The organism is Leptolyngbya sp. AN10 (genome assembly GCF_050565645.1).
Classification (GTDB): domain Bacteria; phylum Cyanobacteriota; class Cyanobacteriia; order Leptolyngbyales; family Leptolyngbyaceae; genus Leptolyngbya.
The window spans coordinates 132,077-156,007 of record NZ_JBNXVP010000017.1 but is presented as its reverse complement, the minus strand read 5'-3'; the positions used below and the strand labels follow the sequence as shown (position 1 = coordinate 156,007).

Annotated in this window: 25 protein-coding genes and 2 tRNA genes; 7 read left to right on the top strand and 20 right to left on the bottom strand. The window is 46.0% G+C overall.

The annotated features are described in order from the left end of the window. Positions 1-11 precede the first annotated feature (11 nt). The 3 genes from ACQ4M5_RS23410 to hpf all read right to left on the bottom strand — a co-directional run bounded on the left by ACQ4M5_RS23410 (position 12) and on the right by hpf (position 3,445). Positions 12-458, bottom strand: a complete 447-nt coding sequence (locus ACQ4M5_RS23410) for a hypothetical protein (RefSeq protein WP_430678096.1) — start codon at positions 456-458, stop codon at positions 12-14. Positions 459-536: 78 nt separating this feature from the next. Next, a complete protein-coding gene (locus tag ACQ4M5_RS23405; protein WP_430678095.1) occupies positions 537-2,555 on the bottom strand; it encodes an elongation factor G in 2,019 nt (672 codons plus the stop codon). 257 nt (positions 2,556-2,812) lie between these two features. After that, positions 2,813-3,445: a ribosome hibernation-promoting factor, HPF/YfiA family gene (hpf, locus tag ACQ4M5_RS23400; RefSeq protein WP_430678094.1), complete on the bottom strand. Its 633-nt coding sequence runs from the start codon at positions 3,443-3,445 to the stop codon at positions 2,813-2,815. Between the two features lie 197 nt (positions 3,446-3,642). Between hpf and lipB the strand changes: the two genes are divergently transcribed. Next, positions 3,643-4,290 carry a lipoyl(octanoyl) transferase LipB gene (gene lipB / locus ACQ4M5_RS23395; protein WP_430678093.1) on the top strand — a complete coding sequence of 216 codons (648 nt, stop codon included), beginning with the start codon at positions 3,643-3,645 and terminating at the stop codon, positions 4,288-4,290. A 10-nt stretch (positions 4,291-4,300) separates the two neighbouring features. Here the strand turns inward: lipB and ACQ4M5_RS23390 are convergent, their stop codons facing one another. Further along, positions 4,301-4,708 carry a hypothetical protein gene (locus tag ACQ4M5_RS23390; protein WP_430678092.1) on the bottom strand — a complete coding sequence of 136 codons (408 nt, stop codon included), beginning with the start codon at positions 4,706-4,708 and terminating at the stop codon, positions 4,301-4,303. 55 nt (positions 4,709-4,763) lie between these two features. Next, on the bottom strand, positions 4,764-5,027 hold the full coding sequence (locus ACQ4M5_RS23385) for a hypothetical protein (protein WP_430678091.1): 264 nt from the start codon (positions 5,025-5,027) through the stop codon (positions 4,764-4,766). Here ACQ4M5_RS23385 and ACQ4M5_RS23380 point away from each other — a divergent pair. Further along, entirely contained in the window at positions 5,026-6,276 is a 1,251-nt protein-coding gene (locus ACQ4M5_RS23380) for an RNA-guided endonuclease InsQ/TnpB family protein (protein ID WP_430678090.1), read from the top strand. The genes ACQ4M5_RS23385 and ACQ4M5_RS23380 overlap by 2 nt on opposite strands. Here the strand turns inward: ACQ4M5_RS23380 and ACQ4M5_RS23375 are convergent. Continuing rightward, entirely contained in the window at positions 6,273-6,533 is a 261-nt protein-coding gene (locus ACQ4M5_RS23375) for a hypothetical protein (protein ID WP_430678089.1), read from the bottom strand. The genes ACQ4M5_RS23380 and ACQ4M5_RS23375 overlap by 4 nt on opposite strands. Before the next feature lie 22 nt (positions 6,534-6,555). Here ACQ4M5_RS23375 and ACQ4M5_RS23370 point away from each other — a divergent pair, with 22 nt between their 5' ends. Beyond that, on the top strand, positions 6,556-7,689 hold the full coding sequence (locus ACQ4M5_RS23370; RefSeq protein ID WP_430678088.1) for a cysteine desulfurase family protein: 1,134 nt from the start codon (positions 6,556-6,558) through the stop codon (positions 7,687-7,689). A gap of 640 nt (positions 7,690-8,329) precedes the next feature. Next, on the top strand, positions 8,330-8,623 hold the full coding sequence (locus ACQ4M5_RS23365) for a hypothetical protein (RefSeq protein WP_430678087.1): 294 nt from the start codon (positions 8,330-8,332) through the stop codon (positions 8,621-8,623). Between the two features lie 97 nt (positions 8,624-8,720). On the opposite strand, the gene ACQ4M5_RS23360 is transcribed toward ACQ4M5_RS23365, so the two are convergent. The 4 genes from ACQ4M5_RS23360 to ACQ4M5_RS23345 form a co-directional block, all read right to left on the bottom strand. Continuing rightward, complete coding sequence (locus tag ACQ4M5_RS23360; protein ID WP_430678086.1) at positions 8,721-9,140, bottom strand: hypothetical protein; 420 nt, start codon at positions 9,138-9,140, stop codon at positions 8,721-8,723. A 473-nt stretch (positions 9,141-9,613) separates the two neighbouring features. After that, complete coding sequence (gene psaM, locus ACQ4M5_RS23355) at positions 9,614-9,709, bottom strand: photosystem I reaction center subunit XII (RefSeq protein ID WP_058996364.1); 96 nt, start codon at positions 9,707-9,709, stop codon at positions 9,614-9,616. A gap of 128 nt (positions 9,710-9,837) precedes the next feature. Further along, on the bottom strand, positions 9,838-11,091 hold the full coding sequence (locus tag ACQ4M5_RS23350) for a cation:proton antiporter (RefSeq protein WP_430678085.1): 1,254 nt from the start codon (positions 11,089-11,091) through the stop codon (positions 9,838-9,840). A gap of 79 nt (positions 11,092-11,170) precedes the next feature. Next, positions 11,171-12,202, bottom strand: coding sequence for a WG repeat-containing protein (locus ACQ4M5_RS23345; protein WP_430678084.1), 1,032 nt, complete (start codon positions 12,200-12,202; stop codon positions 11,171-11,173). 169 nt (positions 12,203-12,371) lie between these two features. Here ACQ4M5_RS23345 and cobN point away from each other — a divergent pair, with 169 nt between their 5' ends. Next, the gene (gene cobN / locus ACQ4M5_RS23340) at positions 12,372-16,052 is read left to right on the top strand and encodes a cobaltochelatase subunit CobN (protein WP_430678083.1); all 3,681 of its coding nucleotides are present in this window, start codon (positions 12,372-12,374) and stop codon (positions 16,050-16,052) included. A gap of 5 nt (positions 16,053-16,057) precedes the next feature. Here the strand turns inward: cobN and ACQ4M5_RS23335 are convergent. Further along, a tRNA-Ser gene (locus ACQ4M5_RS23335) sits at positions 16,058-16,138 on the bottom strand. A gap of 84 nt (positions 16,139-16,222) precedes the next feature. Continuing rightward, positions 16,223-16,313: transfer RNA gene (locus tag ACQ4M5_RS23330), tRNA-Ala, on the bottom strand. 337 nt (positions 16,314-16,650) lie between these two features. On the opposite strand from ACQ4M5_RS23330, the gene ACQ4M5_RS23325 reads away from it, so the two are divergent. Continuing rightward, entirely contained in the window at positions 16,651-17,778 is a 1,128-nt protein-coding gene (locus ACQ4M5_RS23325; RefSeq protein WP_430678081.1) for a glycosyltransferase, read from the top strand. On the opposite strand, the gene ACQ4M5_RS23320 is transcribed toward ACQ4M5_RS23325, so the two are convergent. Both ACQ4M5_RS23320 and ACQ4M5_RS23315 read right to left on the bottom strand, forming a co-directional pair. Further along, complete coding sequence (locus tag ACQ4M5_RS23320) at positions 17,763-18,464, bottom strand: hypothetical protein (protein ID WP_430678080.1); 702 nt, start codon at positions 18,462-18,464, stop codon at positions 17,763-17,765. The genes ACQ4M5_RS23325 and ACQ4M5_RS23320 overlap by 16 nt on opposite strands. Positions 18,465-18,553: 89 nt before the next feature. Then, positions 18,554-19,303 carry a PIG-L deacetylase family protein gene (locus ACQ4M5_RS23315; RefSeq protein WP_430678078.1) on the bottom strand — a complete coding sequence of 250 codons (750 nt, stop codon included), beginning with the start codon at positions 19,301-19,303 and terminating at the stop codon, positions 18,554-18,556. 151 nt (positions 19,304-19,454) lie between these two features. On the opposite strand from ACQ4M5_RS23315, the gene ACQ4M5_RS23310 reads away from it, so the two are divergent. Continuing rightward, entirely contained in the window at positions 19,455-19,691 is a 237-nt protein-coding gene (locus ACQ4M5_RS23310) for a hypothetical protein (RefSeq protein WP_430678077.1), read from the top strand. A gap of 344 nt (positions 19,692-20,035) precedes the next feature. On the opposite strand, the gene ACQ4M5_RS23305 is transcribed toward ACQ4M5_RS23310, so the two are convergent. From ACQ4M5_RS23305 to accD, 6 genes are all read right to left on the bottom strand, one after another. Further along, entirely contained in the window at positions 20,036-20,404 is a 369-nt protein-coding gene (locus ACQ4M5_RS23305) for a hypothetical protein (RefSeq protein WP_430678076.1), read from the bottom strand. A gap of 31 nt (positions 20,405-20,435) precedes the next feature. Continuing rightward, entirely contained in the window at positions 20,436-20,837 is a 402-nt protein-coding gene (gene petJ, locus ACQ4M5_RS23300; RefSeq protein WP_430678075.1) for a cytochrome c6 PetJ, read from the bottom strand. An 80-nt stretch (positions 20,838-20,917) separates the two neighbouring features. After that, positions 20,918-21,331, bottom strand: a complete 414-nt coding sequence (petE, locus tag ACQ4M5_RS23295) for a plastocyanin (RefSeq protein WP_430678074.1) — start codon at positions 21,329-21,331, stop codon at positions 20,918-20,920. A 109-nt stretch (positions 21,332-21,440) separates the two neighbouring features. Next, on the bottom strand, positions 21,441-21,929 hold the full coding sequence (gene psbV2 / locus ACQ4M5_RS23290; RefSeq protein WP_430678073.1) for a photosystem II cytochrome PsbV2: 489 nt from the start codon (positions 21,927-21,929) through the stop codon (positions 21,441-21,443). Between the two features lie 25 nt (positions 21,930-21,954). Then, positions 21,955-22,446, bottom strand: a complete 492-nt coding sequence (gene psbV / locus ACQ4M5_RS23285) for a photosystem II cytochrome c-550 (RefSeq protein WP_430678072.1) — start codon at positions 22,444-22,446, stop codon at positions 21,955-21,957. A gap of 154 nt (positions 22,447-22,600) precedes the next feature. Further along, a complete protein-coding gene (gene accD, locus ACQ4M5_RS23280) occupies positions 22,601-23,521 on the bottom strand; it encodes an acetyl-CoA carboxylase, carboxyltransferase subunit beta (protein WP_430678071.1) in 921 nt (306 codons plus the stop codon). Positions 23,522-23,931 lie beyond the last annotated feature (410 nt).

Here is a 23,931-nt window from a genome sequence, read left to right as displayed (position 1 = left end):
TCAATGCTCGATTACAGTGGAAGGCGAATTGGATCACCTTGCGATCGCTCGATTAACAAAAACCGAGGATGCAACGCAGGCGGAGTATTAAAAGAAAGCTCAATTGCTAAGGCTTCACCAAAGAAGAAAGGCTTGCCGAGTAACCTATCTTCATCAAACTCATTAGTGAGATAGGCATTGCCGTGAGCATCAACTAGCACGACGCGACGAATTAGATCAATCTCATCGGCTCTAAGAGATGCCCTGCCACCAGTGAGATTCCGAACATTCAGAGTAATCCTTGCTTCGGTTTTGCCATGTGAAGCAATATAACTAATGTTGCTTGCATAGAAGTCCCAGCCTTGAAATTCTAATCGCCTCCGTTGAGTAAGCTGAACAGGAATCGCGTCAGCAGGCAAAACAACCCCAGAAGACAAACACGCTGCAATGAGACTGAAAGTGAGAGCCGTTTTTTGCATAGTTGAGGCTTGAGTAAAACAGTAAAGCCTCCTCAAATTCGAGAAGGCTTCCGTTATCGTTCCCAAGCTCAATGCGATCTATTTCGATTTACCCGTCGTGACCAGAACACGCTCTGCTAACTTATCTGGGACTTCTTGTAGATGATCGAATTCATATTGGAAGAATCCGACACCCATTGTTTGCGATCGCAGTTCCACAATCAAATCGTGCATTTCTGCCTGTGGTAACAACACAATCACATCATCCCAACCAACCCAGCCGTCTTTACTGTCATAGCCCATCACTTGACCGCGCCGACCACTAGAGAGCCGCAGCACTTTCGAGGTGAAATCTGTTGGAACAGAGACAGTGACTCGCACGATCGGTTCTAACAACACAGGTTCGCATTTCGCCATGCCTTCTTGCATTGCAATTCGAGCCGCTTGCTTAAAGGCTTGCTCTGAACTATCGACACTGTGGTAGGAACCATTCGTCAAAGTCACCGCAACATCAACGACTGGGAATCCAAGCGGACCTGTTGAGAGATATTCCCGCACACCCATTTCGACACCAGGAATGTACTGTTTGGGAACCACACCGCCGACAATCTTTTCACCAAATTGGAAACCATCCCCCCGTGATACAGGTTGAATGTCGAGATAGACATCTCCGAACTGTCCATGTCCTCCGGTTTGGTGCTTGTAGCGTCCGTGTGAATTGGTCGCTTTGCGAACGGTTTCTTTGTAGGGAACTTGTGGAAGGTGCGTAGACATGGGGAGATTGTACTTGCGCCGTAATCGATCGAGCGCGACTTGCAAATGGATTTCACCCTGTCCCCACAAGATGATTTCATGGGTATCGCCATGTTGTTCCCAACAAATCCCGCAGTCTTCTTCGAGCAGTTTTGCCAATGTTCCTGTGAGCTTCACTTCATCATTGCGCTTCTCTGCTTGAATTGCCATTGCATAGACAGGTCGGATCTGTTCTGGTTTCGGCAGTGCTTTCACGTCTCCGGTAGAAAGTGTATCTCCGGTTTTAATGCCTTCCATTCGAGCGAGAGCAACAATCTCACCTGCTTGAGCAGAATTGATACTTTGTTGCTGTTGACCCATCAGGCGATACATTCCACCAATGCGAACACCGTTGAGCGTCATACCATCAGCGATCGTTCCTTGCCAAACTCGAACCAGTGAAAGCTTTCCGCCTTGTTGTGTGTGGTAAGTTTTCAGAACTTGAGCAATTTCGGTGTTGCCGGGTTTGATGTTGCGGTGTTCAGCAATTGTGTCTGGTTCTGGTGTTTCCCGCAGTAATGCAGCGAGCAGCGGACGAACACCAAAATCCCGATCGGCACAACCAAAGAACACAGGCACAATCAAGTCTGCACCCAGTTCCATCTTCAAATCTTGAACAATCTCATCTTCAGGCGGCTCAACCTCTTCTAACAGTTCCTCTAAGAGATGGTCATCCCAGTTCGCCAAGGTTTCGAGCATTTCCATTCGTGCCAGTTGCTCTTGGTCTTTGAGGTCTTCTGGAAATGGAACTGGATCAGCAGGTGCGCCCGGATGATAGTGATAAGCTTGCTCAGTTACAAGATCAATGAATCCAGTCAATGATTCGCCTCGCCCGATCGGGTATTGATGCGGAATCAGTGGACGACTCGATACAGTTTTCAGCGCATGAAGCACTTCCATAAAGTCCACATCAGCGCGATCCATTTTGTTGAAGAACACTAAATGCGGAATTTCCCAATCATCCAGGAATTTGAACAATGGCGATAGGGTCAGAACTCGATCGACAAGTGGTTCTGTTACAACCACAACGGCATCTACGCCAATCAGCGCATTCAAAGTTTCCTGAGCGAATTCAACCGAGCCGGGACAGTCAAGGAACGTAAACCGCACATCTTCGTAAGTTGTGAAAGCGGTGTTAATTTCAACCGTCATTTGGCGATCGCGGGATTCAGGGCTGCTATCTCCGACCGTGTTCTTGTCTTGCACTGTGCCTTTGCGAGAAACCGCATTCGTGACCCAGAGCAAACTTTCAAGTAGCGTCGTTTTGCCGCTGAGATAAGGACCTACGATCGCCACACTTCGGATGCCAGTTGAGTTGCTGCTCATACTATCCTCCTGGATATTAGAAATAACAATTTGTCCTCGATTTCAACAAATAGAAAATTAGCCTAATTCTTTGCAATGCAGAGTTCAAAGAATCAAGCAATTTCTATTGGTGAATCGAAGCAATTTGATCTCGTTGAAACTGTAGAGTCTTCAATCTGAGAATTGATAATGTTGAATTATCAAACTGTTTTGATTTAGCCGTTCAAAACCTCAGATTGTCTTAACAAAAAGGGGCGCGTTTCCGCACCCCTTTTTGATTATCTTACGAGCGATTGCACAGTATCGGCTGTAGCTTTGCCGTTGCCATTGTGGTGGTGAGTGTGTCCGTTACCGTTTCGAGGTTGAATCACACCGTAGCCCCCGTGATTTCGTTCATAAGCGACGTTGATTTCGCCTGTTTCGACATTGCGGAACATATAGAAATCATGTCCTACCAGTTCAAGCTGCTCGATCGCTTGTTCCACGGTCATCGGTGGCATCGAGAAATACTTAGTGCGAACGACTTGTGCCGGAAGTTCTGGCTCTCGGCTGAGATCCAACTCTCCAACCACAGGCTGATCGCTCAGCGTCTCCGTGTTTTTCTCATGTCGATGATTTGATCTTTTTTCTTTATATTTCCGCAAGCGACGCGCAATTTTGTCTGCAACTAGATCGATACTTGCGTATAGATTTTCGCTCCCTTCTTCGGCTCGAACAACAGTGCCATTGGCGTAGATCGTAACTTCAGCAATTTGTTTGACAAGACGGGGGTTACGACTAACAGAGAGATGAACATCGACTTCGGTTGTGAGTGTTTGATAATGGCTCACTGCTTTCTCGATTTTCTGATGAACGTACTCTCGAATCGCGTCCGTAATCTCGATATTCTTTCCCTGGATCACAAGCTTCATATGAGCTATTTCCTCCCCTGAAGTGGTGGGTGATTAACTTCACACTAGCACTTTGTATTGTGGCAAACCACTCCGTTAAAAATCTTTTGCATCTGTTGATAATTCTTGATTCACGTTATTCGGTAATTTCGTCTGTTTCTCGCTTGATCTTTAAACGAAAATGTTTCAAAGTGAAGTGTTTGGGATGAATATCTTTCATGCGATCGTGTCTTCTTTACTCTAAAGGTTTGACTGCTTACAAAACGGCTTGGGATTGGCAGCGATCGCTTGTAGATGCACGAAAGCAAGATTCGGATCTCAATGACGTTTTGATTTTGTTAGAGCATTATCCGGTCTATACATTAGGACAAGGATCTGATGCTAGTTTTCTTAAGTTCGATCCGAATCACTCTGGGTACGAACTCCATCGCATCGAACGCGGCGGAGAAGTGACTTATCATTGTCCGGGTCAGATTGTGGGCTATCCGATTTTGAATTTGAACTATTACCAGCGAGATTTGCATTGGTATCTTCGACAGTTAGAGGAAGTGATTATTCAGGTTTTAGCGGTGTATGGACTATCAGGAACGCGAATTCCAGGGCTGACCGGAGTTTGGGTAAAAGATCGAAAGTTAGCCGCGATCGGCATTAAAGTGAGTCGCTGGATTACGATGCACGGATTTGCATTGAACGTGAATCCTGATTTAAGTGGATTCGATCGCATTGTTCCCTGTGGAATTTCAGATAAAGCGGTTGGCAGTCTTGAGCAGTTTGTACCGGGAATTACGATCGGAGAAGTCAAACGGGAAATCGCGATCGCATTTGCTAACGTGTTTGACGTATCACTAGAACACTGTGGATTATGATCAGAGAAAGTCAGCGATCGCGTTGGAAAACCTGATGTTGATTGAGATACTCCAGAAGCAAAAGCCTTAGATAATTTTGAGCTTCGACATACGCTTTTATCTGGGAGTATTCAACACTTTGAGTAAAATACCAATTCGCAAAGTAATCGATTTCAAATAGCTTAAGTTGTCTAAGCTGTTGAATTATTTCGTCGATCGATGCTTGATAGTTCTGAGTCATCACTTGACTTGCATACCCTTGAATCTTCGTCGCGAATAGCTCAATCTCGCCCAAAATACTAAAATCTTGGTCTTCTTCCCATTGTGCTAGTTGATGCCGCTGCGATCGCATTGCTTGATAGTCCAGATTCAACTGCTCTACCAATTTACTAATATGGATTAGATCAGAAGAGGGCTGTGAGAGAAGTCGCTTATTCATAGACCGCTAGTTTTCGCCGTATGACACAATTTTGCCGGATCGCTCGATCAGAAATTCAAATCCCTTGTTCCATCTTATCAGGAGCGCCGTAAAACCCCATCGCGACTCGAACGGAGAAACAGCGAAGCGCCCGGTCGGAGAGAGCAGGTTGGGGTTTTACGGCGCGGCAATGACGAATTGATGCCCTCTTTCGCTTTGCAGATCTAAAGCAAATTGCATCGGTGAGGAATTGCCAGTTTCTCAGCACTGAGTACAAATCAATCATGCTTACAGCATTTACGCTACGCTGTAAGACATCCAAGCAGGAATCAGCGCTCATGGAAAAAGCCTTCCGCTATCGGTTCTACCCAACGCCTCAGCAAGCAACCTTGTTGCGGCAGACGGTCGGCTGTGTGCGGTTGGTCTATAACCGAGCGTTAGCGATGAGGACTGAGGCGTTCTACCAGGAACAAAAACGCATCGGCTATCTTGAGACCTCTGCTGCATTAACCCAGTGGAAGAAACAAGATGACCTTGCATTCCTGAAAGACGTTTCCTCGGTTCCGTTACAGCAGACGTTGAGACACTTACAAACCGCGTTCACCAACTTCTTCGAGAAACGGGCAAAATATCCCAACTTCAAGAAGAAACGGAATGGCGGATCTGCAACGTTTACCAAGTCAGCATTCAATCTCAAAGATGGGCAGCTATTCATGGCGAAGTCAGATGAGCCACTCGATATCAAGTGGTCACGTCAACTCCCCAGAACTGCGAATCCATCGTCTATCACAATTCGGCTGACTCCTTCCGGTCAATGGTTTGTGTCGATTCTGTGTGACGTGAAGATTCTCCCTAACCCTAAGTCAACTCAACAGGTGGGTTTGGACATGGGCATCTCGTCGCTGGTAACGACCAGTGACGGGGTGAAATTCGAGAACCCGAAGTCACTCAGAAAAGCTCAGAAGAAGCTCAGACGATTAAACAAGTCTCTAGCCCGAAAGCAAAAAGGCTCGAACAATCGTCGTCAGGCTCGAATCGCTTTAGCCAAACAACACGAGCAGATTGCCAACATTCGCAAAGACAATCTGCATAAGATTACGACTCAACTGGTGCGCGAAAACCAAGTCATTGCCGTTGAGACGTTGAACGTCAAAGGAATGTTGGGGAATCACAAGTTAGCTCAAGCGATTAGTGATGCCAGTTGGGGAGAGGCGTTACGTCAGTTGGAATACAAGTCGAACTGGTACGGACGTGGTCTTGCACAGATTGATCAATGGTTTCCCAGTTCCAAGCGGTGTTCAAGTTGCGGTCACATCCTCAACAAATTGCCGCTACAGGTTCGTGAGTGGGATTGCCCTAGCTGCAACGCTCATCACGACCGGGATCAGAACGCAGGGAAGAACATTTTAGCCGTGGGACTCACGGTGTTAGCCTGTGGAGCGACTGTAAGACCAAAGCTCTCTAAGAGTGGAGGCGAGTGCGATGAAGCAGGAAGCAACAGCAGTAATGCTGTAGCGACTCGGAGGCGACGCAAAAGCTCCGAGGAATCCCCACCTTCAAAACCGCAGAGCCGTAGGCTCAAGGTTTAAGGTGGGGAGGATGTCAATGCGCCATCGGATAGAACTTTCTGTCTCGCGCCTCTTTTATTAAAGTTCTTTGCCTTGCGAAGATACCTTAGATACTCCCCAGAAAATCCATGTCGCTCTGCATGGTCAACAATACTATGAGCAATCGTTGGATAGGTTGCCTGATCCCAATCCGACATCAACAACTCAATCTCCAAAATCTCATCTTCGGTATAGCCTGTAAATAGAATTTGCTCATATGGATCAGGCGAATTGGTCATTCATTAGCCCTGTGATTAATCTATGCGACCGATTTATCTCGATAACCATTCAACCACACGGGTAGACGATCGCGTTTTAGCCGCAATGCTCCCTTTCTTCACTGAGCATTATGGCAATCCTGCAAGTGTGACTCATGCGTATGGCTGGGAAGCAGAAGCCGCCGTCAAACAAGCACGAGAAATCATTGCTGAAACGATCCACGCCACGCCCGAAGAAATCATCTTTACTAGCGGTGCAACTGAGGCGAATAACTTAGCAATCAAAGGAGTCGCAGAAGCATATTTCAATCAAGGGCGACATATCATCACGGTTCAGACTGAGCATAATGCTGTGTTAGATCCTTGTCGATATTTAGAATCGCTTGGGTTTGAAGTGACTTATTTGGGAGTCGATCGATTTGGCTTGATCGATTTGACGGAACTCGAAAATGCTATGCGTGAAGATACGATTTTGGTTTCGGTCATGGCGGCAAACAATGAAATCGGCGTGATTCAACCGATCGATAAAATTGGCGAACTCTGTCACAGTCGAAACGTTCTCTTTCATACGGATGCTGCACAAGCGATCGGTAAAATTCCTCTCACAGTTCAGAACATTGATTTGATGTCGATCACTGGACACAAGCTCTATGCTCCAAAAGGCATTGGTGCTTTGTATGTGCGACGACGAAATCCGAGAGTTCAACTTTCGGCACAGTTACATGGAGGAGGACATGAGCGAGGAATGCGATCGGGGACACTCTACACGCCGTTAATTGTTGGATTGGGGAAAGCGATCGAGATTTCTGATCCAACTTCGGAAATGCTTCAAATTGGAAAATTACGCGATCGCTTGTGGGAACAGTTGCAGATTGAAGGCGTTCATCTAAACGGACACCCGACTCAGCGCTTACCGGGGAATTTGAATATCAGCGTTGAGGGAGTGGATGGACAGGCGTTGCTGTTGGGATTGCAATCATCGATCGCGGTTTCCTCTGGGTCTGCTTGTACCTCAGCGAAAATTGAGCCGTCTCATGTACTGAGTGCGATCGGAGTTCCAAAAGAATTAGCCTTTGCGTCGATTCGGTTCGGAATTGGGCGATTTAATACTGAAGAAGACATCGATCGAGCCGCCCATTCTGTACAAGAAACCGTCAAATCACTTCGACAAATTTAATCATTTTTTGTGCGGAATACTCGCAACTTTAAGTGAGAAAATTGTAAGAATTTATCGCTCCGCATAGATTTGGAAATCTGTAAACCGTCTATATAACGAGATCAAATTATTCCTCATTTCAGAAGGGTAATTTGTTTGTATCAAACATACTTGTAAATACGGATTATTAGGAAATAGGACGATTTCAGAATGTAAAAACGTTTTCGTTCTCAGACGAATTTGGGGATATCTAATTAAAAGAAAGAATGGAAGACTTGCATTTTCTCTGATCCCTGTTCTGTTCTTCCCAATCTCGAATCGCCTCCGCTCGAAATCTTAGAACAGTTTCCTCTGCCTTTAGAGTGATCCCCGAATTATAAAAACAATGTGAAACCCTATTTTCAAAACTAGCCTCTACAACCGAGAACTAGCAGCGATTTCCAAGGATTTCATCACAATTCGTCACTTACAACACAATTCACAATAGAGATTAGAAACTGCCCTCATCGTGAAATTTCTATTGTTCACTCACAACAATCCTTGAAATGAGTGAACTTTTTCACTAACTGTTTCTCAATCCGCAGCACTTCATAACAAAACCACAGACTTCCTTAAGAAGTAACCCTGCCGTTTCACACTTATTATCGAAATTGTCCGAGAAATGAAAAGTAACGATGCCTTCACCTCGACTTGTCGCCATTGCCGTTTTTATTCCCCCGAAGGACGGCGCGGCGGGCAATGTAGTCAACTCAATGTTTCTGTCCAAAGCACCTGGAAAGCTTGTTCATTAGCCACTCCCATTTTTGAACCGGATTGGGAATTCCCTAGAATTCCGGTTTGGCACAGCGAAACCTCTTTTGCTCGACACGCTTCCACAAGTCCAGAAGGGCAATCATTCACTTATGCAGTCGAAACCGTAGAAGCTGACTCTGAAGTTTCTGTGAAATCGCTCTAAATCTTACTCAAATCGCATTCTGTTATGGGATGCGATTTTTTCATGCAAAAACGCCGAGATGAATCCATCCCGACGCTTCAACAGCTTCTATAGTCAATTAGGGGCTTTGTGCCGTAGTCGGTTGAGTGACTTGGACAGGCGAATCTGTATTGCCCAAGACGACTAGACGCTGGTTCGGGTCAGCCCGATTCGTTTGCTCTTGAACGATCGCATTTGCTTGTTGAGGATCAAAATAACGATTAAAGTCGGTCTTTAGCCGAGACACGCGGGTATCTGCGGTCTGAACTTCGGCTTGGATTTCTTTTAGTTTTGCCTGTTGATTGAGACTATAAGGAATTAACTGTACGAGAGCAGCGATCGCGGCTCCAGAGATAACGACATTGACGCTGAGTTTCGCGATCGCTTCGGCTGCCAAAACGCGGTCTTGCTGTTGATGAGAACGGCGCGACGATTTTGAAGAGCGAGAACGACGGGATTTTGGAGACTCAGGAGGCTGTGGCAGAGGAAGTGCGTTCATGGGTTCATATAGCGTGACAGCAGAAAAGCTACTCAAGCACGAAGAAATTCACTCTTGTGACGACGTGCAATTTGAATCAGCGACCAGCCAAATTCTTCACCTCTTGCAAGCAAAGAATATGAGTTTCAATCCATCAAAAAAATTGATTTCCTGTTGGCAGAGCTTACTTAAAATTGCAAATCTGGAACCCAAAATCAAGAAGTACGAGTGAACTAAGTGCGCTAGTCACAAAAAAGACAAAACTCAAAACGGAGAAAAACGAGAAGATCTCGATTTTTTAAGGTCTTAAATGTTGTGTTTTTTGGATGTTTTTGTCGCTTTAGCAGCCTACCTGAGCGGAAAGAACCCATTCAGGCAGGAAACTTGCCTAGATAGTTTACTTGCTACATCGTAAAATGAATCACTGAATTTACAGGTTTCTTTTTGCGATCGGCTCGTTTGCTTCTAAAACCGTCTCCTGCCAGGTCGGAACCTTACTTGTAAAGCTCAGTTGCTAACCGAAAAGCGAGGACTCCCGGAATGAGAGCCACGACCAGCGCAACTAAAACTTGAGTGTCGGATAAAGACATGTTTGAAACTCCTTATCTCAGGGTTATAGTTCCTCAATGTGAACGAAAATGCACATTTCGGAAAGTGGTTGTAACAAGATGCAACAGAAAAACCCCTGATTTTTGCATTTTTCAGGGGTTCTACGGGTCTAAGCTTCGTGTTGAGCAGGATTTTCTTCTAGAGTCTCGTTATGTTCCACGTTGCGTTCGTACCAGCGCATAAGTGGCGTAGAGGTGACACCGTGGATCAGGACAGAAAGTACGATCGTCCAAAACGTGATCCAGGCGATTTGTTCTCCGTCGTTTCCTTTGAGTCCATGCCCGAAAACGTAAGCGAGGTAATAGATCGAGCCGACTCCTCGAATTCCGAACCAGCCGTAGAGCCAGCGCGTAGCAGGATGGACTTTTAAGCCGATCGTACTAATCCAAGCGCCGATCGGTCGAATGAGGAAGATCAGACTGAAAGCGATCACGAACGCATCCCCGGCAAATTTTAGCATCGGTTCAAATCGCAGCATCGATCCGAGCAGCAAAATGGTTCCGATTTCTGCGAGTTTTTCGATCCGTTCGATGAAGTGTAGCTGATTTTGAGTGTATTCAGCGTTTCGTCTGCGCCGCATCGCGATCCCGGCAACAAAGACCGCTAAGAATCCGTAGCCATTCACTAATTCGGTGAGGGCATACGTGATGAAAATCGCGCTCAGAGCGACGAAATCTTCCATCAAATCGTCGGGAGTGCGAAAGCGTTCGAGTCTTTTATCAATTTGCTTGATCGCTTTTGCCACGAGAAAACCAACCACGATCCCAGCAAAAATCGCCCAAACTAGATCGATCGCGATCCATTCGTGAAACCACGATCGCCAACTTTCGTTTTCAATCCAGTGAATTCCAAAATAAACAAACGGAAATGCTAGGGCATCGTTTAATCCACCTTCTGAAGTAATTCCGAATCGTAATTCATCGCGATCGTGCGGATCTTCTAGCTGAACTTCTGAAGCCAAAACCGGATCAGTGGGTGCGAGAATTGCGCCTAAAAGAATCGATAAGCCCCAATCCAAACGGAGAACATAATGCGCGATCGCGGCAACTGCGAAAATGGTAATCGGCATTAATAAACCGATTAGTCGGATTGTCGATCGCCATGCTCCATATTGCAGTGGACGGCTCATTTTTAGTCCACAACTAAAGAGAGAAATGAGAACAACAATTTCCGCAATTCGTTCTAGAAAATTGGCATCTGGACGAATCTGAATGAGGTTGAATCCATAAGGACTTAGGATAATTCCGACAAATAAATAAATCAGCGCATAAGACAAGGGTAATCGGGCGATCCATCCCGATCCCAGCGTGACCATCAGCAACAGTAATCCAATGACTAAAAGATCAAGAATGTAGACATCCACAGGTGACTTCCCAGAGTGCGATCGAATCCACTCTAATCACGCCGATGAAGTCCTTCTACTGATCTGCTGATAGATTTTTTCAAGGCTTGCGAATATAGCCCCATTTTTCGTTCAATTTGACGCGAGCTAATCCTTCACGAAATGCGCCAACTTCTTCAAATTGGGGTGCGATCGCGATTTTTCCGGTCGGATCAATAAAGCCCCATTTGTCCTCAATTTTGACAGGTGCTAATCCATCCGAAAAACCTCCAGCAAAATCATATTTTGGCTGAATCACAAACTTTCCAGATTTGTCGATGTAGCCCCATTTTTCGTTACTTTGAACTAACGCTAATCCGTTAGAAAAATCAGAGGCAAAAGAAAATTGAGGCGCGATCGCAATTTTTCCACTCGAATCAACAAAGCCCCAGCGATCTCCAACTCGAACTCGCCCCATTGAATCCGCCAAGCTAAATGCTCCATCGAATTGAGGCTGAACCACAAATTTCCCAGTTTGATTGATGTAGCCCCATTTCTTTCCAATTCGAGCCGTTGCGATCCCAGACGCAAATCGCCCAGCATCCTCGAATTGAGGCTCGATCGCCATCTTTCCGGTTTGATCAATGTAGCCATACTTTTCGCCCAGTTTCACCGCTGCGAGTCCTTGAGAAAATCCTGATGTCAGTCGATACTTGGGCGGGATCACGACTTCTCCGGTCGGCTTGATGAATCCGTATTGATAGTTCACCCGGATTGCTGCAAGTCCTTCTTGAAACTTGGAAGCTTGCTCATATTTGGGTTCAACTGCAAACTCGCCCTGCCGATTTATGTAGCCAAACAAGCCATTCAGACGCACAAGCGCCAATCCTTCAGAAAAGGGTGCATGGGCTTCTAGCTCCATTTTTGGTGTGACTGTCAGCCGACCAGCGCGATCGATATAGCGAAACTCTCGCCCGAATTGGACTAATGCTGCACCTTCGGCAAAATCAGAAGCACTATCGAATTGATTGTCGATCGCGAATTCGGTTGGAGTGGAAGCATTGGCGCGTTGTTCGATCGCGATTTTCTGAGGAGCAACACAAGCCCCGACGGTGGTTAGACTAAGCGTCGCAAGCAAAAACAGGCGAAACATAACCATACTACGAGTAACGGATATCTCAGTGTAGCGAGGAATAAAATTTTTAACACTCAGAATTGAAGATCTCGATCGTCGCTAGACTAAAAGAATGTTTATTTTAATAGGAACGCTCATCGAATTCGCGATAGATTAGGAGCCTGTACTTTCACGGTTTCAAGCGTTTATGCACCGAATTGCTGCGACTCCTGGAGGTTGGACTCCTGATCTCGAAGGTGTTGTCTTTGTTGAGCAAACTCCTGCACCGATCGTGATGATCACGGCAGCGGATACGGATATTCAAACGCTTTCCGTTGCGGTTGCTCAATTGCCTTCTGATTTTCCAGAAGTTCGAGGAGTGAATTTACTTCAGCTTCAGCAGCAACTCACGATCGATACTTATGCAGAAGAAGTTTTAGAAGCGGCGAAAGTGATTGTGCTGCGGATTATTGGAGGTCGATCGTATTGGTCGTATGGTTTGGAAGTGGTGCGCGAAACAGTGGAACAATCTGGAGCTACATTGATTGTTCTACCAGGGGACGATCGACCGGATTTGGATTTGATGAGCCATTCGACGGTTCCATTTGCTCAGGTTGAGCGAGTTTGGCGCTACTTCAATGAAGGAGGAGTCGAGAACTATCGCAATGCACTACAGTTTCTGGCAAAAACTTATCTTGAGATTGACTGTGAGGTTGCTGATCCTCAAGTTGTGCCGCGAGTGGGATTGTATCGAACTGGAGAAAGTTGTAGTTATCGATCGAATACGGTTTGTAGTGCGCGAAAGGTTGGAATTCTGTTTTATCGCGCTCACTATCTATCAGGTAACACTGCGGTGATTGATGAACTGTGTCAGGCATTGTGCGATCGCAATCTTTGTCCAGTTCCGATATTCGTTTCATCTTTGCGCGATCCTGATGTGCAAAGTGAGTTGTTGACGAATTTTCAGAAGGATTACACGATCGACATTCTCTTAAATACCACAAGCTTCTCGCTCGGTTCTACTGATGGTGATGTTCCTGAACTGTGGAAAGCTTTAGATGTTCCAATCTTACAAGTGATTTTGAGCGGCGGAACAGTTGAACAATGGCGCGAACAATTAAGAGGACTATCGCCGCGTGATACAGCGATTAATGTTGCATTACCAGAAATTGATGGGCGGATTATTAGTCGATCGATTTCTTTCAAAGCTGTACAAGCGAAACATCCAGCATTACAGACTGAAGTAGTAACTTATCAGGCAGTCAGCGATCGTGTTCAATTTGTGGCGGATCTGACTCGGAATTGGGTTGAACTAAGACGTAGTGAGATCAGCGATCGTAAAGTTGCTCTGATTCTGGCGAACTATCCTTCGCGTGATGGTCGCTTGGCGAATGGTGTTGGACTAGATACACCTGCAAGCTGTATCGAAATTCTCAAAGCATTACAAGCTCAAGGATATACAGTCGAGAACATTCCTGAAAATGGCGATGAATTAGTTTTCAAGCTTACTGAAGGCGTTACTAATGATCCAGAAGCAAGAGAACTCCGAAAAGTTAATCAATCGCTCTCTTTGTCAGAGTATGAGAGTTATTTTTCAACTTTGCCTGTTCAGCAACCGATGATCGATCGTTGGGAAACTCCGCCCACAGATTTCTTAATTCCTGGTATCCAATTGGGCAATGTATTTGTTGGAATTCAGCCTGCGCGGGGATACGATCGAGATCCTTCCTTGAACTATCATGCACCCGATTTAGAGCCAACACATGACTATCTAGCATTCTATTACTGGGTGCGGGAAGTCTTTGAAGCGCAAGCGATCGTGCATGTGGGCAAGCATGGGAATCTTGAATGGTTGCCCGGAAAAAGTGTTGCATTGTCTGAGAATTGCTTTCCTGAAATTGCGATCGCAGCTTTACCGCATTTCTATCCGTTTATTGTGAATGATCCGGGTGAAGGCTCTCAAGCAAAACGACGCGCTCAAGCTGTGATTCTGGATCATCTTACGCCGCCAATGACTCGTGCAGAACTCTATGGCGGATTGCAGAAATTAGAAGCTTTGATTGATGAATACTATGAAGCTCAGAATCTTGATCCGTCGCGATTGAATGTAGTTCGCGATCGCATTCTCGAATTAGTTGAGACAGACAATCTCAAAGCCGAACTACCAAGCGATTCGGATTCGATTTTAGAGCTAATTACAAACACCGATCGATATCTTTGCGAACTAAAAGAAGCTCAGATTCGAGACGGACTGCACATCTTTGGAAAATGCCCAGAAGATAGACAGCTACGAGATTTGATAGTTGCGATCGCACGTCATCCACAACCGAATCGAATTGGATTAACAAGAGCGATCGCAGAAGATTGGGAGTTAGACATTGATCCACTAACTACTGATCCGGCTGAACCATTGAATGATCAATTTAGAACAGTCGGAGATGCGATCGCTGCAATCGAAACTGAAGCCGCGAATTTAGTCGATCGATTGTTCCAAGGCGACGTTCCTCAAGGTCATATCTACACATCTGAGCTAAATTGGATTCAAAGCTTTCTACTTCCAGCTTTGCAAAACACACATCAAGAGATTGATTTTCTATTACATGGTTTGAATGGTGGATATGTTCCCGCTGCTCCTTCGGGTGCGCCAACTCGTGGACGACCGGAAGTATTACCTACTGGACGTAACTTTTATTCGGTTGATATTCGATCGATTCCCACTGAAAGCGCGTGGCAAGTGGGACGAAAAGCGGCAGAAGCAATCATCGAACGTTACACCCAGGAAAATGGCGAATATCCTCGCACGATCGGGTTATCAATCTGGGGAACTTCCACAATGAGAACAGGTGGAGATGATCTAGCAGAAGCTTTAGCATTGTTAGGAGTTCAGCCTGTTTGGGATGGGATTTCTCGGCGCGTCGTTGATTTTGAGATTCTGCCTTTATCTGTGTTAGGTCGTCCTCGTGTTGATGTAACCTTGCGGATCTCAGGATTTTTCCGAGATGCCTTTCCGAATTTGATTGATTTGTTTGATCAAGCTGTTGCTGCGATCGCTCAATTGGATGAACCTTCTGATCAAAATCCGCTTGCGGCTCAAGTGAAACAAGAAACGCAAACTTGGGTTAATTCTGGGCTGAGTGTGGAAATTGCTGATCGTCGATCGCGTCATCGCATTTTTGGTTCTAAACCGGGTGCGTATGGTGCTGGATTGCAAGGTTTGATCGAATCTCAGAACTGGGAAACAGATGAAGATCTGGCTCGTGCTTACATCAATTGGAGTAGTTATGCTTACAGTAGTTCTGGTGCGGCTCAATCTGCCCCTGAAGCCTTTCAGAATCGCTTAAACCAAATGCAGATTGTTTTGCAGAATCAGGACAATCAAGAGCATGATTTACTCGATTCTGATGATTACTACCAATTCCAAGGGGGACTGACTGCGGCAGTACGATCGACACAAGGCAAAAATCCCACGACTTACTTTGGGGATCATTCACTGCCCGAAAATCCGAAAGTCCGATCGCTTAACCAACAAATTGCTAGAGTTTATCGATCGCGGGTGATCAATCCCAAATGGATCGCGGGAGCAATGCGGCATGGATACAAAGGCGCGTTTGAAATGGCAGCAACGATCGACTTTCTATTTGCCTATGATGCGACTGCTCAATGCGTTGAAGATTATATGTATCAAGGTGTTGCTGAAGCTTATCTATTTGATAGTGCGGTGCAGGAATTTATTCGATCGAAAAACCCTTGGGCACTGCGAGATATGGCAGAACGATTGCTCGAAGCCAACCAGCGTGGACTCTGGAAACAGACAGAGCAATCAACATTAGATCAACTAAGAGCGATCGTGCTTGAAGCTGAAGGTGTGATCGAAGGACAGATTTCATGACAGTACGGAGAGTAGAGGAATCGAACCCCAGGTATTACCCAGTCCTGGTTTTCAAGACCAGTTGCCACCATTCAGCGATACTCTCCAGATCTGGGGTGACTGACCGGACTTTCACCCGCTAACACCAATTTCACAGATTAGCTCCTTGATGACTTCGGATTCAATCACAGTGAATTCGGCGGGAGTTGAACTCGCAACCTCTTGTATGCAAGACAAGCGCTTTCCCAAACAACTGTGAAAGAATTGGTCTCAGCAGAACTCTCAACGTCGATCGCGGCAAACCCTATTCGTTGAATTTTTGGGCATCAATGTGATCGGCAATACGTAGCCTTGCCCTGAACCATCGGTAACATTGTTTTAACCAACAGATTCTCCGATCGTGGGAAGTCTAGCAGGCTAGATTCGACAATGTATGCGAATCACGAAACCGAACTCAAAGCAGCATTAACTTGGGTTTAATTCCGCAGTCACTATCTGTAGTCACTATCTGTAGTCACTGTCCGTGGAATTTCTTCTATGTAACCCATCAATTTCCTAATTGGCAGAGAACATGCCAGATTACTCTTCTCGACTGGCTTTTCATTCACCGCGAGCTTTCATGACTTCACGATTTGATCAATGCCCCCAAACTGTTCGGATAAGCATCTTTGTTCCCTCACTCGACATCGGTGGTGCACAGCGAGTTGCGCTGAATCTTGCTCAAGGCTTCGCGGATCAGGGATTGAATGTTGATTTAGTGGTACAAGAAGCAGTCGGGGCGTTTTTAGAACAAGTCGATGAACGAGTCAGAATTGTTAATCTGAACAGTCCTGGGATCGTGGGCAGACTGCGTGGACTCACTCGGTACTTGCAGCAGGAACATCCGACAGTCCTCCTCACCATTCTTGATAACATCAACACTGCCGCGATCGCGAAACGCTTATCCGGAGTGTCAACCCGCATTATCTTGAGCTTACACATCAATCTACCGGAACCCGTTGAGGACTTGAGAACTTGGATCAAACCCTTGCTGATTCGCCATGTCTATCGTCTTGCCGATCGTATTGTTGCAGTATCTTGTGGCGTAGCTGAAAGTATCGCCTCAATCACAGGAATGCCCTTCAATCAAATTCATGTGATCTCAAATCCCATAATCCTGCCTACTGAATCTACTCCGCAAGTGTCTCATCCTTGGTTTGAACCTAGACAACCTCCGGTGATTCTTGGGGCTGGACGATTGGTGAAAGATAAGGATTTTGTGACCCTGATTCGAGCTTTTGAGATGGTGCGCCAACAGGTTGAATGCCGTTTGATGATCCTAGGAGATGGAGAACTACGATCGCAGTTAGAAGCACTGATTGATCAGTTAGGTATTGCTTCAGAGGTTGCTTTACCTGGATTTGTGGACAATCCCTATCCATACATGGAAGCTGCATCTGTGTTTGTGCTTTCATCGCGGATCGAAGCGTTTGGCAATGTATTGATCGAAGCGATGGCAGTTGGAACACCTGTGATTGCAACGAATTGTGGAAGTGGGGTGCGAGAAATTTTAGCAGCGGGACGGTACGGGCAAACTGTTGCGATCGCAAATCCAAACGAACTTGCTGAAGGCATTCTTGCAACACTCCGCGACCCGATTAATCCTGAAGTTCTCAAACAACGCGCCAAAGCATTTGATCTCGATACGATCGTCATGCAGTACATTCAAGTTTTAGAAGTCTCAACGCAGGCTCAGGTCTTAGTGTAGATCAGCAAGCTTTGATACGCATCAATTTGCCGAAGTTTGCCTGCTGCCTCAAACGTTTCAACAATCGGTTTGGCAACGAACCAGTGGCGTGAACCTGAATAGAAGCATAGTCTTCCGTCTGGGCTCAGTTTGTCCAGAAATAACTGCACCAAGGATTCGTCAGTTTGATGAGTGAGGTGAGCATTTTCAGGAATGTAAAACTCGCACAAGTGAAACAATGTCACAAGGTCGAAAACAGGAAGTATATTGCTTGTCAGGGTATAGATATCTGCAAATAGCACTTTGTAATAGGTCGGGAGTGCGGTGTTCTGTAACACCAGTTGAACATAGCTTTGATGCTCCAGAGCGGAAGCGGTAATGCCTAAAACTTCATTGGGTCGATCGAACCATTGATTTTGCAGACCGATGAAATGATGCTCTCCGGTTCCAAAGTGGAAAATATTTTTGCCTTGAATGTTTTGCTGCTTGAGGTACTCGACAAACTGAATATCACACGGGCACGAATCTGGTTGAAGTTCCCAAGATGATCGCGCTTGATACAGCGACATTCCAATTCCATCTGGCAAATCCGGTCGCTGAAATTTGGAGTAGTAGAGCTTTTTCAGGGTCGGATTTCGAGCGACATACCGACGCAGCGATCGTACAATCCCTTTCAATCCATCAGAATCGGAATGGTTTACAGTCATGATATGCGGTGAACCCTTGACGAAATCCAAAGATGTGGCACTATAGTAAGTCGCTTCGTCTAACTTTATATGTTGTGCAGATTACTTGCTTATAAATTCGTCGGCTGAACAAAGAATAGTTCGGTGGAAGCGCGAAAAGGACGGAGAAAACTGAAGGGTAAACTTGGTAGTTGAGACTGATACACCTGAATTGCTGTTTGCTTCTGAGTTCGTACTGCTGCAATGTTCAATCGACAAGCACCTGCTAAATCTTGCTGCGTCAGTTGCAGCGGAAAGGTACGTTGCCAAAACAGCCAAATCGGGTACTGAAATAGTTTAATGTTGCGGGCAATTCCTGTGAGTGTTGCTTGCACCGTCTGAAATGCCATCTCATGATCTGAATGTCCATCTTTGCTATGCGGCACATATACTTCTTGAGCTTGATAGTGTTCGATCAGTACAGTTAATTGAGCAATGAATTGCTGCTGTTCAGGTTCAGAGAGAGTTTGTAGCTGACCATCAGGATAGTTCAGGAAATAGATATCCGAAGTAGAGACTCCCAGAATTTGGAGTGCCGCGATCGCTTCTTGGCGACGCAAGCTGACGGAATCTTCGCAGCTCTCGTTCACCGTTAGAGAATTGTTGTCTCCGTCTGTGAGAAACACGACTGCGACTGTGATACCTGCCTGACGTTTGAGTGCAATCAGTCCACCACATCCGAGAGTTTCATCATCTTGATGTGGAGCAATGATGATCGAAGGTCGATCGCTCACAGTCATGATTTGTCCACTAAAGTATCGCGTCCACTGCGAAAGCAGATAAAAATGCAGGACTTGAACCAAACGACCCAGATATTTCATGACTTCGATTTTTGCTGTGAGCGATTGGAGTCAAGCTTAGTAGTAATAGATTAAATCTTGGTTAAAACGAGCACCTCTCTCTTATGCAAGGTGCAGCGATGGTAGTCTCTTTCTATGCTGAGTCTAATTCCTCAAGACCAGTAGGTGTACTATGAGTGACAATGCTCCCAAGAAAAAAGAGACTCCCTTTCAAACTCCTAATCCGACTGAATTAAAACAGGCTGCGAAAGCAGATCCAATGCAGCAAGACTACCTGAGTTCTAACGAAGCAAACGTCGCAGAGCTTCCAAATCAGAACAATGAGCAATCTGCTCCGTTTATGGATAATCAAAATTCTGAAGTGCGTCAAGAAAACCAAACCATTCGCGCCAACATTTCGGGACATTGACCCAGAACGGTTCTCCCTCTGTACAACATTAGAAAGAGTGGGGGGTAGGGAGTAGGGAGTCAGGAATCAAAACGGGAGCAACACCCCACTCCCCACTCCCCACTCCCTACTTCTTCACAACCCTCCCTACTTCACAACCCACTTAGGATTGCTATGGCTTTGAATCTGCCTTGAAATTGGTGGCTTAACAGATGAGCAAACATCTGGGCAACCCTCTCAGTTGAATTGATGAACGGCTAAGCTAAGAACTCTACTGCCTCGAATTCGTAGCACTTCTGGAATTTTGTCTGTGTCTTCCGGTTGAGCCACTCCAGCGTTAGGCGCTGGGCTAGTAATCAACAGTTTTAGAGCATCATTTCCTGATTTGTGGGCATCATTTCCTGATTTGGGAGAACGATTTCCTGATTTTTGAAAGTAATTCCCTGATTTGTGGGCATCATTTCCTGATTTGGGAGAACGATTTCCTGATTTTTGAAAGTGATTTCCTGATTTGTGGTCAACAGTTCCTCTTTTGGGGACAAGCTTTCCTTTTTGTAGAACGACATTCCCATTTTGAAGAGCAATGATTCCCCCTCAAATCGCAAGTTTGACAACTTCTTGCGATCGTCTCTCAGAGGGTGTTTGAGAAGTAATCGTTGATCGCATTCACCCGCCCGGAAATGAATCTCCGGGCGGACTGGCAACGCAGCAAAGCCGCTTTTTATACTTTTCAAACACCCTCTCAGGCTAAAGTAGCCTTTCACCTCATGATTTGCTTTCTGAAATTTCTTGTGATTCGCTCAGCTCTATTCTTGTAGACCAATCTATCTCAGCCTGTCCTAGAACATAAGTTGCGATCGCACTAATCTCTTCTTCACTCAATCGACTACCAAATGCAGGCATCGCATTCTTACCATTAATCACCTGATGCCGAATTGCCTCGATCGAATTCATCTCGTACTTTTCCAACGCTTCCTTCTTCAGCGTTTTATGAGAAATAATCACATTATTTCCGCCAATGTGACAAGCAGAACAATTTGAGTTAAATAAATGTTCTCCGTTCGGAGTCTCTGCATAAGCAGGAAGAACTGACACAAAAATTGCGATCGCACAACTAACGAGCGCGATCGCAAATCGAAACCAAGATTGTTGCCAATTCAGATTCATTCTCCCCAATCCTGTGCCAATGTGGGTAAACGGCACTCTATCTATTGTAGACCGGGGACTGAGGAGAACACGAAGCAAAATTAACCTGCAACGACAAGTTTACCGACCATGCCAGCACCCCGGTGAGGCAAGCAATAGTAAGTGTAATCACCAGCAGGAGCATCTGCGGGAATCGTGACATCAAAAGACTTTTTCGCGCCTTCTAAGCCTTTGTGCGACAGACTCGCTGCCAAATCTGCATTTCCACCAGGAACTTTTGCAGCATCAAAAATCACGTTGTGAGGCGGCAACTGTCCGACCTCAAAGTGAACCGTATCTCCAGGCTTGACGGTCACGACTGCGGGTTCAAATACCAAACCCTTAGCGCCGCCCATCTTCACGTTGACGGTATCTGCCGAAGCGGGAGCAGCAGCAAGAAATAGGCTGCCCATCATGAGAAGCACGGCACAGAAAGCCAGGGACAGTCCCCGGATAGCAGAAGCGATCGATTTCATAGTGTATTCTCGGAACTAGGTTGTTCTTCAGATTATGTTTACATTTTACAGCGTGTCGTACCCAGTTTGACCGCTCGTAAAACTAAAAATTCGCCCCAGAAATCCACACCTAAAGCTTCGTGCTTCCCCACCCTTTTGCCTTCTCAGCCGCACGTAAAATAAATGCTGCCAAGTTTTCCACCTCAGATTGCTTTAACCAAGACTCTGGAACTTCTCGGCACAACAAGGAATCGTCACTGCCGTCGTAGTTCATGGGATGCCGCATAAACGCGACTAGCTGCTCAACGGTATCTCGTGGCGGAGTCGCTTGTTTTAGCGCTTCTAATGACAGCGAAACAGGGGGATTGGGTAAAGTTGCGCCACCAACGTGACAAGACGCGCAATGTAATTCAAATAGTTGTTTTCCTTCGAGCATATTCTCATACGAGAACGATCGCATTTCGCCTCGATCGTTCATCGCGACCGGAACGGGATCAGAAACTTGTAAATACTGTCTAATATACGGATCAACTCTTGCATAGGCAGGAAGGCTGACCGCTCCCCAAAGGATAGAAGCAACACAGAAGATCAAAATCGATCGAATAGCTTGTACCAACATAGGGAGAGTCAGCCTCAACAGGGGTTTAGTAGTAGATTTTGCCGCCGCCCCATTTGTCGCCAACGACTTTGGGTTGGAGGAGAATGTGACCTGCGATCGCAACTAAGTCTTGATCGGTCAGATTTCGCATTTCGGGGAAAGTATCTTTGCTCTTGATGCTCGGATGCACTTCCGCGATCGAGGTCGTGCCATCGTAGCTCGTTGGGTCTTTCATGTAATCGACTAGAGCATCGATATTATCGCGCTTCGGAGTTGCCAGCGACAGCGCTTCAGGGTCAAGTCCAACGTTCGGATCGGTTTTGGTTACGCCGCCCGCATGACATTGGGCACAAGCGTATTGAAACAGGCGTTTGCCTTCTTTTACTTGCTTCAGCGAGAGGGTTGTGGTTCCCCCATTGGCATCTTTTACAACTGTACGGGTTGCAGCATCAAGCTCTGCCGCGTTCGCGGACGGTGCAAACACTTGAAACGCAAAAAAGACGGTGGCAACAGCAAGCCAAAGAAATCTTTTAAGCATGGTTCTCCTTAAATGTGGCTCAGTAATCGGACATCACAACACAACAATCGATAATGGCAATCGGCAAATCGGCTTTGCTGATGATGAGAATAAACCTCTTTAATACCAATATCACGCCGCTGTGACAATACTTTCACCAATTTTCGGATTGTGCCTAATCCGGGGCTGAAGTAAAAGTTTTAATGCCTGGAATTTGGACTCCGTGAGTCGCTGGAACCACGGGCTGATGCAGGCGAATTAATTGGGCGAGGGTTTTCTTTAACTGGGTGCGGGGCACGATCGCATCGACAAACCCATGATTCAGTAAATATTCTGCGGTTTGGAAATCATCTGGAAGCTTCTGGCGCAAGTTCTGTTCGATTACTCGTCTTCCCGCAAATGCGATCATTGCTTTCGGTTCCGCCAAAATAATGTCTCCTAACATCGCAAAACTCGCGGTTACACCTCCGGTCGTCGGATGGCTCAAAACCGGAATGTAAAGCAATCGGCTTTCTCGATGACGTTGAAGTGCTCCAGAAATTTTTGCCATTTGCATCAGGCTCAACATCCCTTCTTGCATTCTCGCGCCGCCAGAAGCACAGACGATCACCACTGGGAGCCGCTGCTGGGTGGCTCGTTCAATTAAACGGGTCAGTTTTTCTCCGACGACCGATCCCATACTGCCGCCGATAAAGCGGAAGTCCATCACGCCTAATGCAACCTGGCAGCCATCAAGTTGACCGATTCCAGTTTGAACGGCTTCTGTGAGTTTGGTCTTCTCTTGAGTGTCGCGGAGATAATCGCTGTAGGATTTGCGGGCGCGGAATTTTAACGGATCAGTTGGCTGAATGTGTTCATCGATCGCGACCCAAGTATCCGCATCGATCAGTTGCCGAATCCGTTCCGGACTAAAGACGCGCATGTGATGATTGCACTCCAAGCAAACCATCTGATTCGCTCTCAAATCCTTGGTATAAGTTAACACTCCGCACATCTCGCACTTCTTCCACAGACCATCTGCGATCTCGCGCTCTTGTGCGGGAGAAACTTTAGTCTCGGACTTACGCCGATTCGCGAACCAATCGAATAAAGACATGGGTTTACTCTATCCTATTCATCGAGAGAAATAAAAGTTAATCAATTTTGTAAAAGCGAGTAACATGATCGCTAGGTCATTCAAACTTAATTAAAAAGTGTCTTTTTTAACAACTTGTCGCTTGCGTAGTCTGATTTCACTTCAGATTCGAGACGTTCATCTTGACATGAAACCCTGTTCTCGATCGAGCATGCTTTTTTCACTTGTTGTTCGTGCCCCAATTTGATTCTTTCGAGAAAATTCAGTTCTCCTGCTCCTCACACCCGTAATTCCCAGATGCGGCGGATTTGCGCTGACTTAATTTGCTCACTCTATTCATAGTTTTAACGGATATTAATTGACACCCGTTAATCCTATCAAAATCTGGGAATTCTAATTAGCGAGTGCCGTGGCTAGTCCGAAATTCACCT

What these genes read in the sequence shown, in the direction of transcription:
- lipB (WP_430678093.1), top strand. Translation starts at nt 3,643, where the DNA reads ATGCGATCGTGTCTTCTTTACTCTAAAGGTTTGACTGCTTACAAAACG.
- psbV (WP_430678072.1), bottom strand. Translation starts at nt 22,446, where the DNA reads ATGCTTAAAAGATTTCTTTGGCTTGCTGTTGCCACCGTCTTTTTTGCG.
- ACQ4M5_RS23325 (WP_430678081.1), top strand. Translation starts at nt 16,651, where the DNA reads ATGACTTCACGATTTGATCAATGCCCCCAAACTGTTCGGATAAGCATC.
- ACQ4M5_RS23370 (WP_430678088.1), top strand. Translation starts at nt 6,556, where the DNA reads ATGCGACCGATTTATCTCGATAACCATTCAACCACACGGGTAGACGAT.
- petE (WP_430678074.1), bottom strand. Translation starts at nt 21,331, where the DNA reads ATGAAATCGATCGCTTCTGCTATCCGGGGACTGTCCCTGGCTTTCTGT.
- ACQ4M5_RS23360 (WP_430678086.1), bottom strand. Translation starts at nt 9,140, where the DNA reads ATGAACGCACTTCCTCTGCCACAGCCTCCTGAGTCTCCAAAATCCCGT.
- ACQ4M5_RS23380 (WP_430678090.1), top strand. Translation starts at nt 5,026, where the DNA reads ATGGAAAAAGCCTTCCGCTATCGGTTCTACCCAACGCCTCAGCAAGCA.
- psbV2 (WP_430678073.1), bottom strand. Translation starts at nt 21,929, where the DNA reads ATGTTGGTACAAGCTATTCGATCGATTTTGATCTTCTGTGTTGCTTCT.
- ACQ4M5_RS23410 (WP_430678096.1), bottom strand. Translation starts at nt 458, where the DNA reads ATGCAAAAAACGGCTCTCACTTTCAGTCTCATTGCAGCGTGTTTGTCT.
- ACQ4M5_RS23310 (WP_430678077.1), top strand. Translation starts at nt 19,455, where the DNA reads ATGAGTGACAATGCTCCCAAGAAAAAAGAGACTCCCTTTCAAACTCCT.
- ACQ4M5_RS23315 (WP_430678078.1), bottom strand. Translation starts at nt 19,303, where the DNA reads ATGAAATATCTGGGTCGTTTGGTTCAAGTCCTGCATTTTTATCTGCTT.
- petJ (WP_430678075.1), bottom strand. Translation starts at nt 20,837, where the DNA reads ATGAATCTGAATTGGCAACAATCTTGGTTTCGATTTGCGATCGCGCTC.
- accD (WP_430678071.1), bottom strand. Translation starts at nt 23,521, where the DNA reads ATGTCTTTATTCGATTGGTTCGCGAATCGGCGTAAGTCCGAGACTAAA.
- ACQ4M5_RS23390 (WP_430678092.1), bottom strand. Translation starts at nt 4,708, where the DNA reads ATGAATAAGCGACTTCTCTCACAGCCCTCTTCTGATCTAATCCATATT.
- hpf (WP_430678094.1), bottom strand. Translation starts at nt 3,445, where the DNA reads ATGAAGCTTGTGATCCAGGGAAAGAATATCGAGATTACGGACGCGATT.
- ACQ4M5_RS23385 (WP_430678091.1), bottom strand. Translation starts at nt 5,027, where the DNA reads ATGAGCGCTGATTCCTGCTTGGATGTCTTACAGCGTAGCGTAAATGCT.
- ACQ4M5_RS23365 (WP_430678087.1), top strand. Translation starts at nt 8,330, where the DNA reads ATGAAAAGTAACGATGCCTTCACCTCGACTTGTCGCCATTGCCGTTTT.
- ACQ4M5_RS23375 (WP_430678089.1), bottom strand. Translation starts at nt 6,533, where the DNA reads ATGACCAATTCGCCTGATCCATATGAGCAAATTCTATTTACAGGCTAT.
- ACQ4M5_RS23320 (WP_430678080.1), bottom strand. Translation starts at nt 18,464, where the DNA reads ATGACTGTAAACCATTCCGATTCTGATGGATTGAAAGGGATTGTACGA.
- ACQ4M5_RS23345 (WP_430678084.1), bottom strand. Translation starts at nt 12,202, where the DNA reads ATGTTTCGCCTGTTTTTGCTTGCGACGCTTAGTCTAACCACCGTCGGG.
- psaM (WP_058996364.1), bottom strand. Translation starts at nt 9,709, where the DNA reads ATGTCTTTATCCGACACTCAAGTTTTAGTTGCGCTGGTCGTGGCTCTC.
- ACQ4M5_RS23405 (WP_430678095.1), bottom strand. Translation starts at nt 2,555, where the DNA reads ATGAGCAGCAACTCAACTGGCATCCGAAGTGTGGCGATCGTAGGTCCT.
- cobN (WP_430678083.1), top strand. Translation starts at nt 12,372, where the DNA reads ATGCACCGAATTGCTGCGACTCCTGGAGGTTGGACTCCTGATCTCGAA.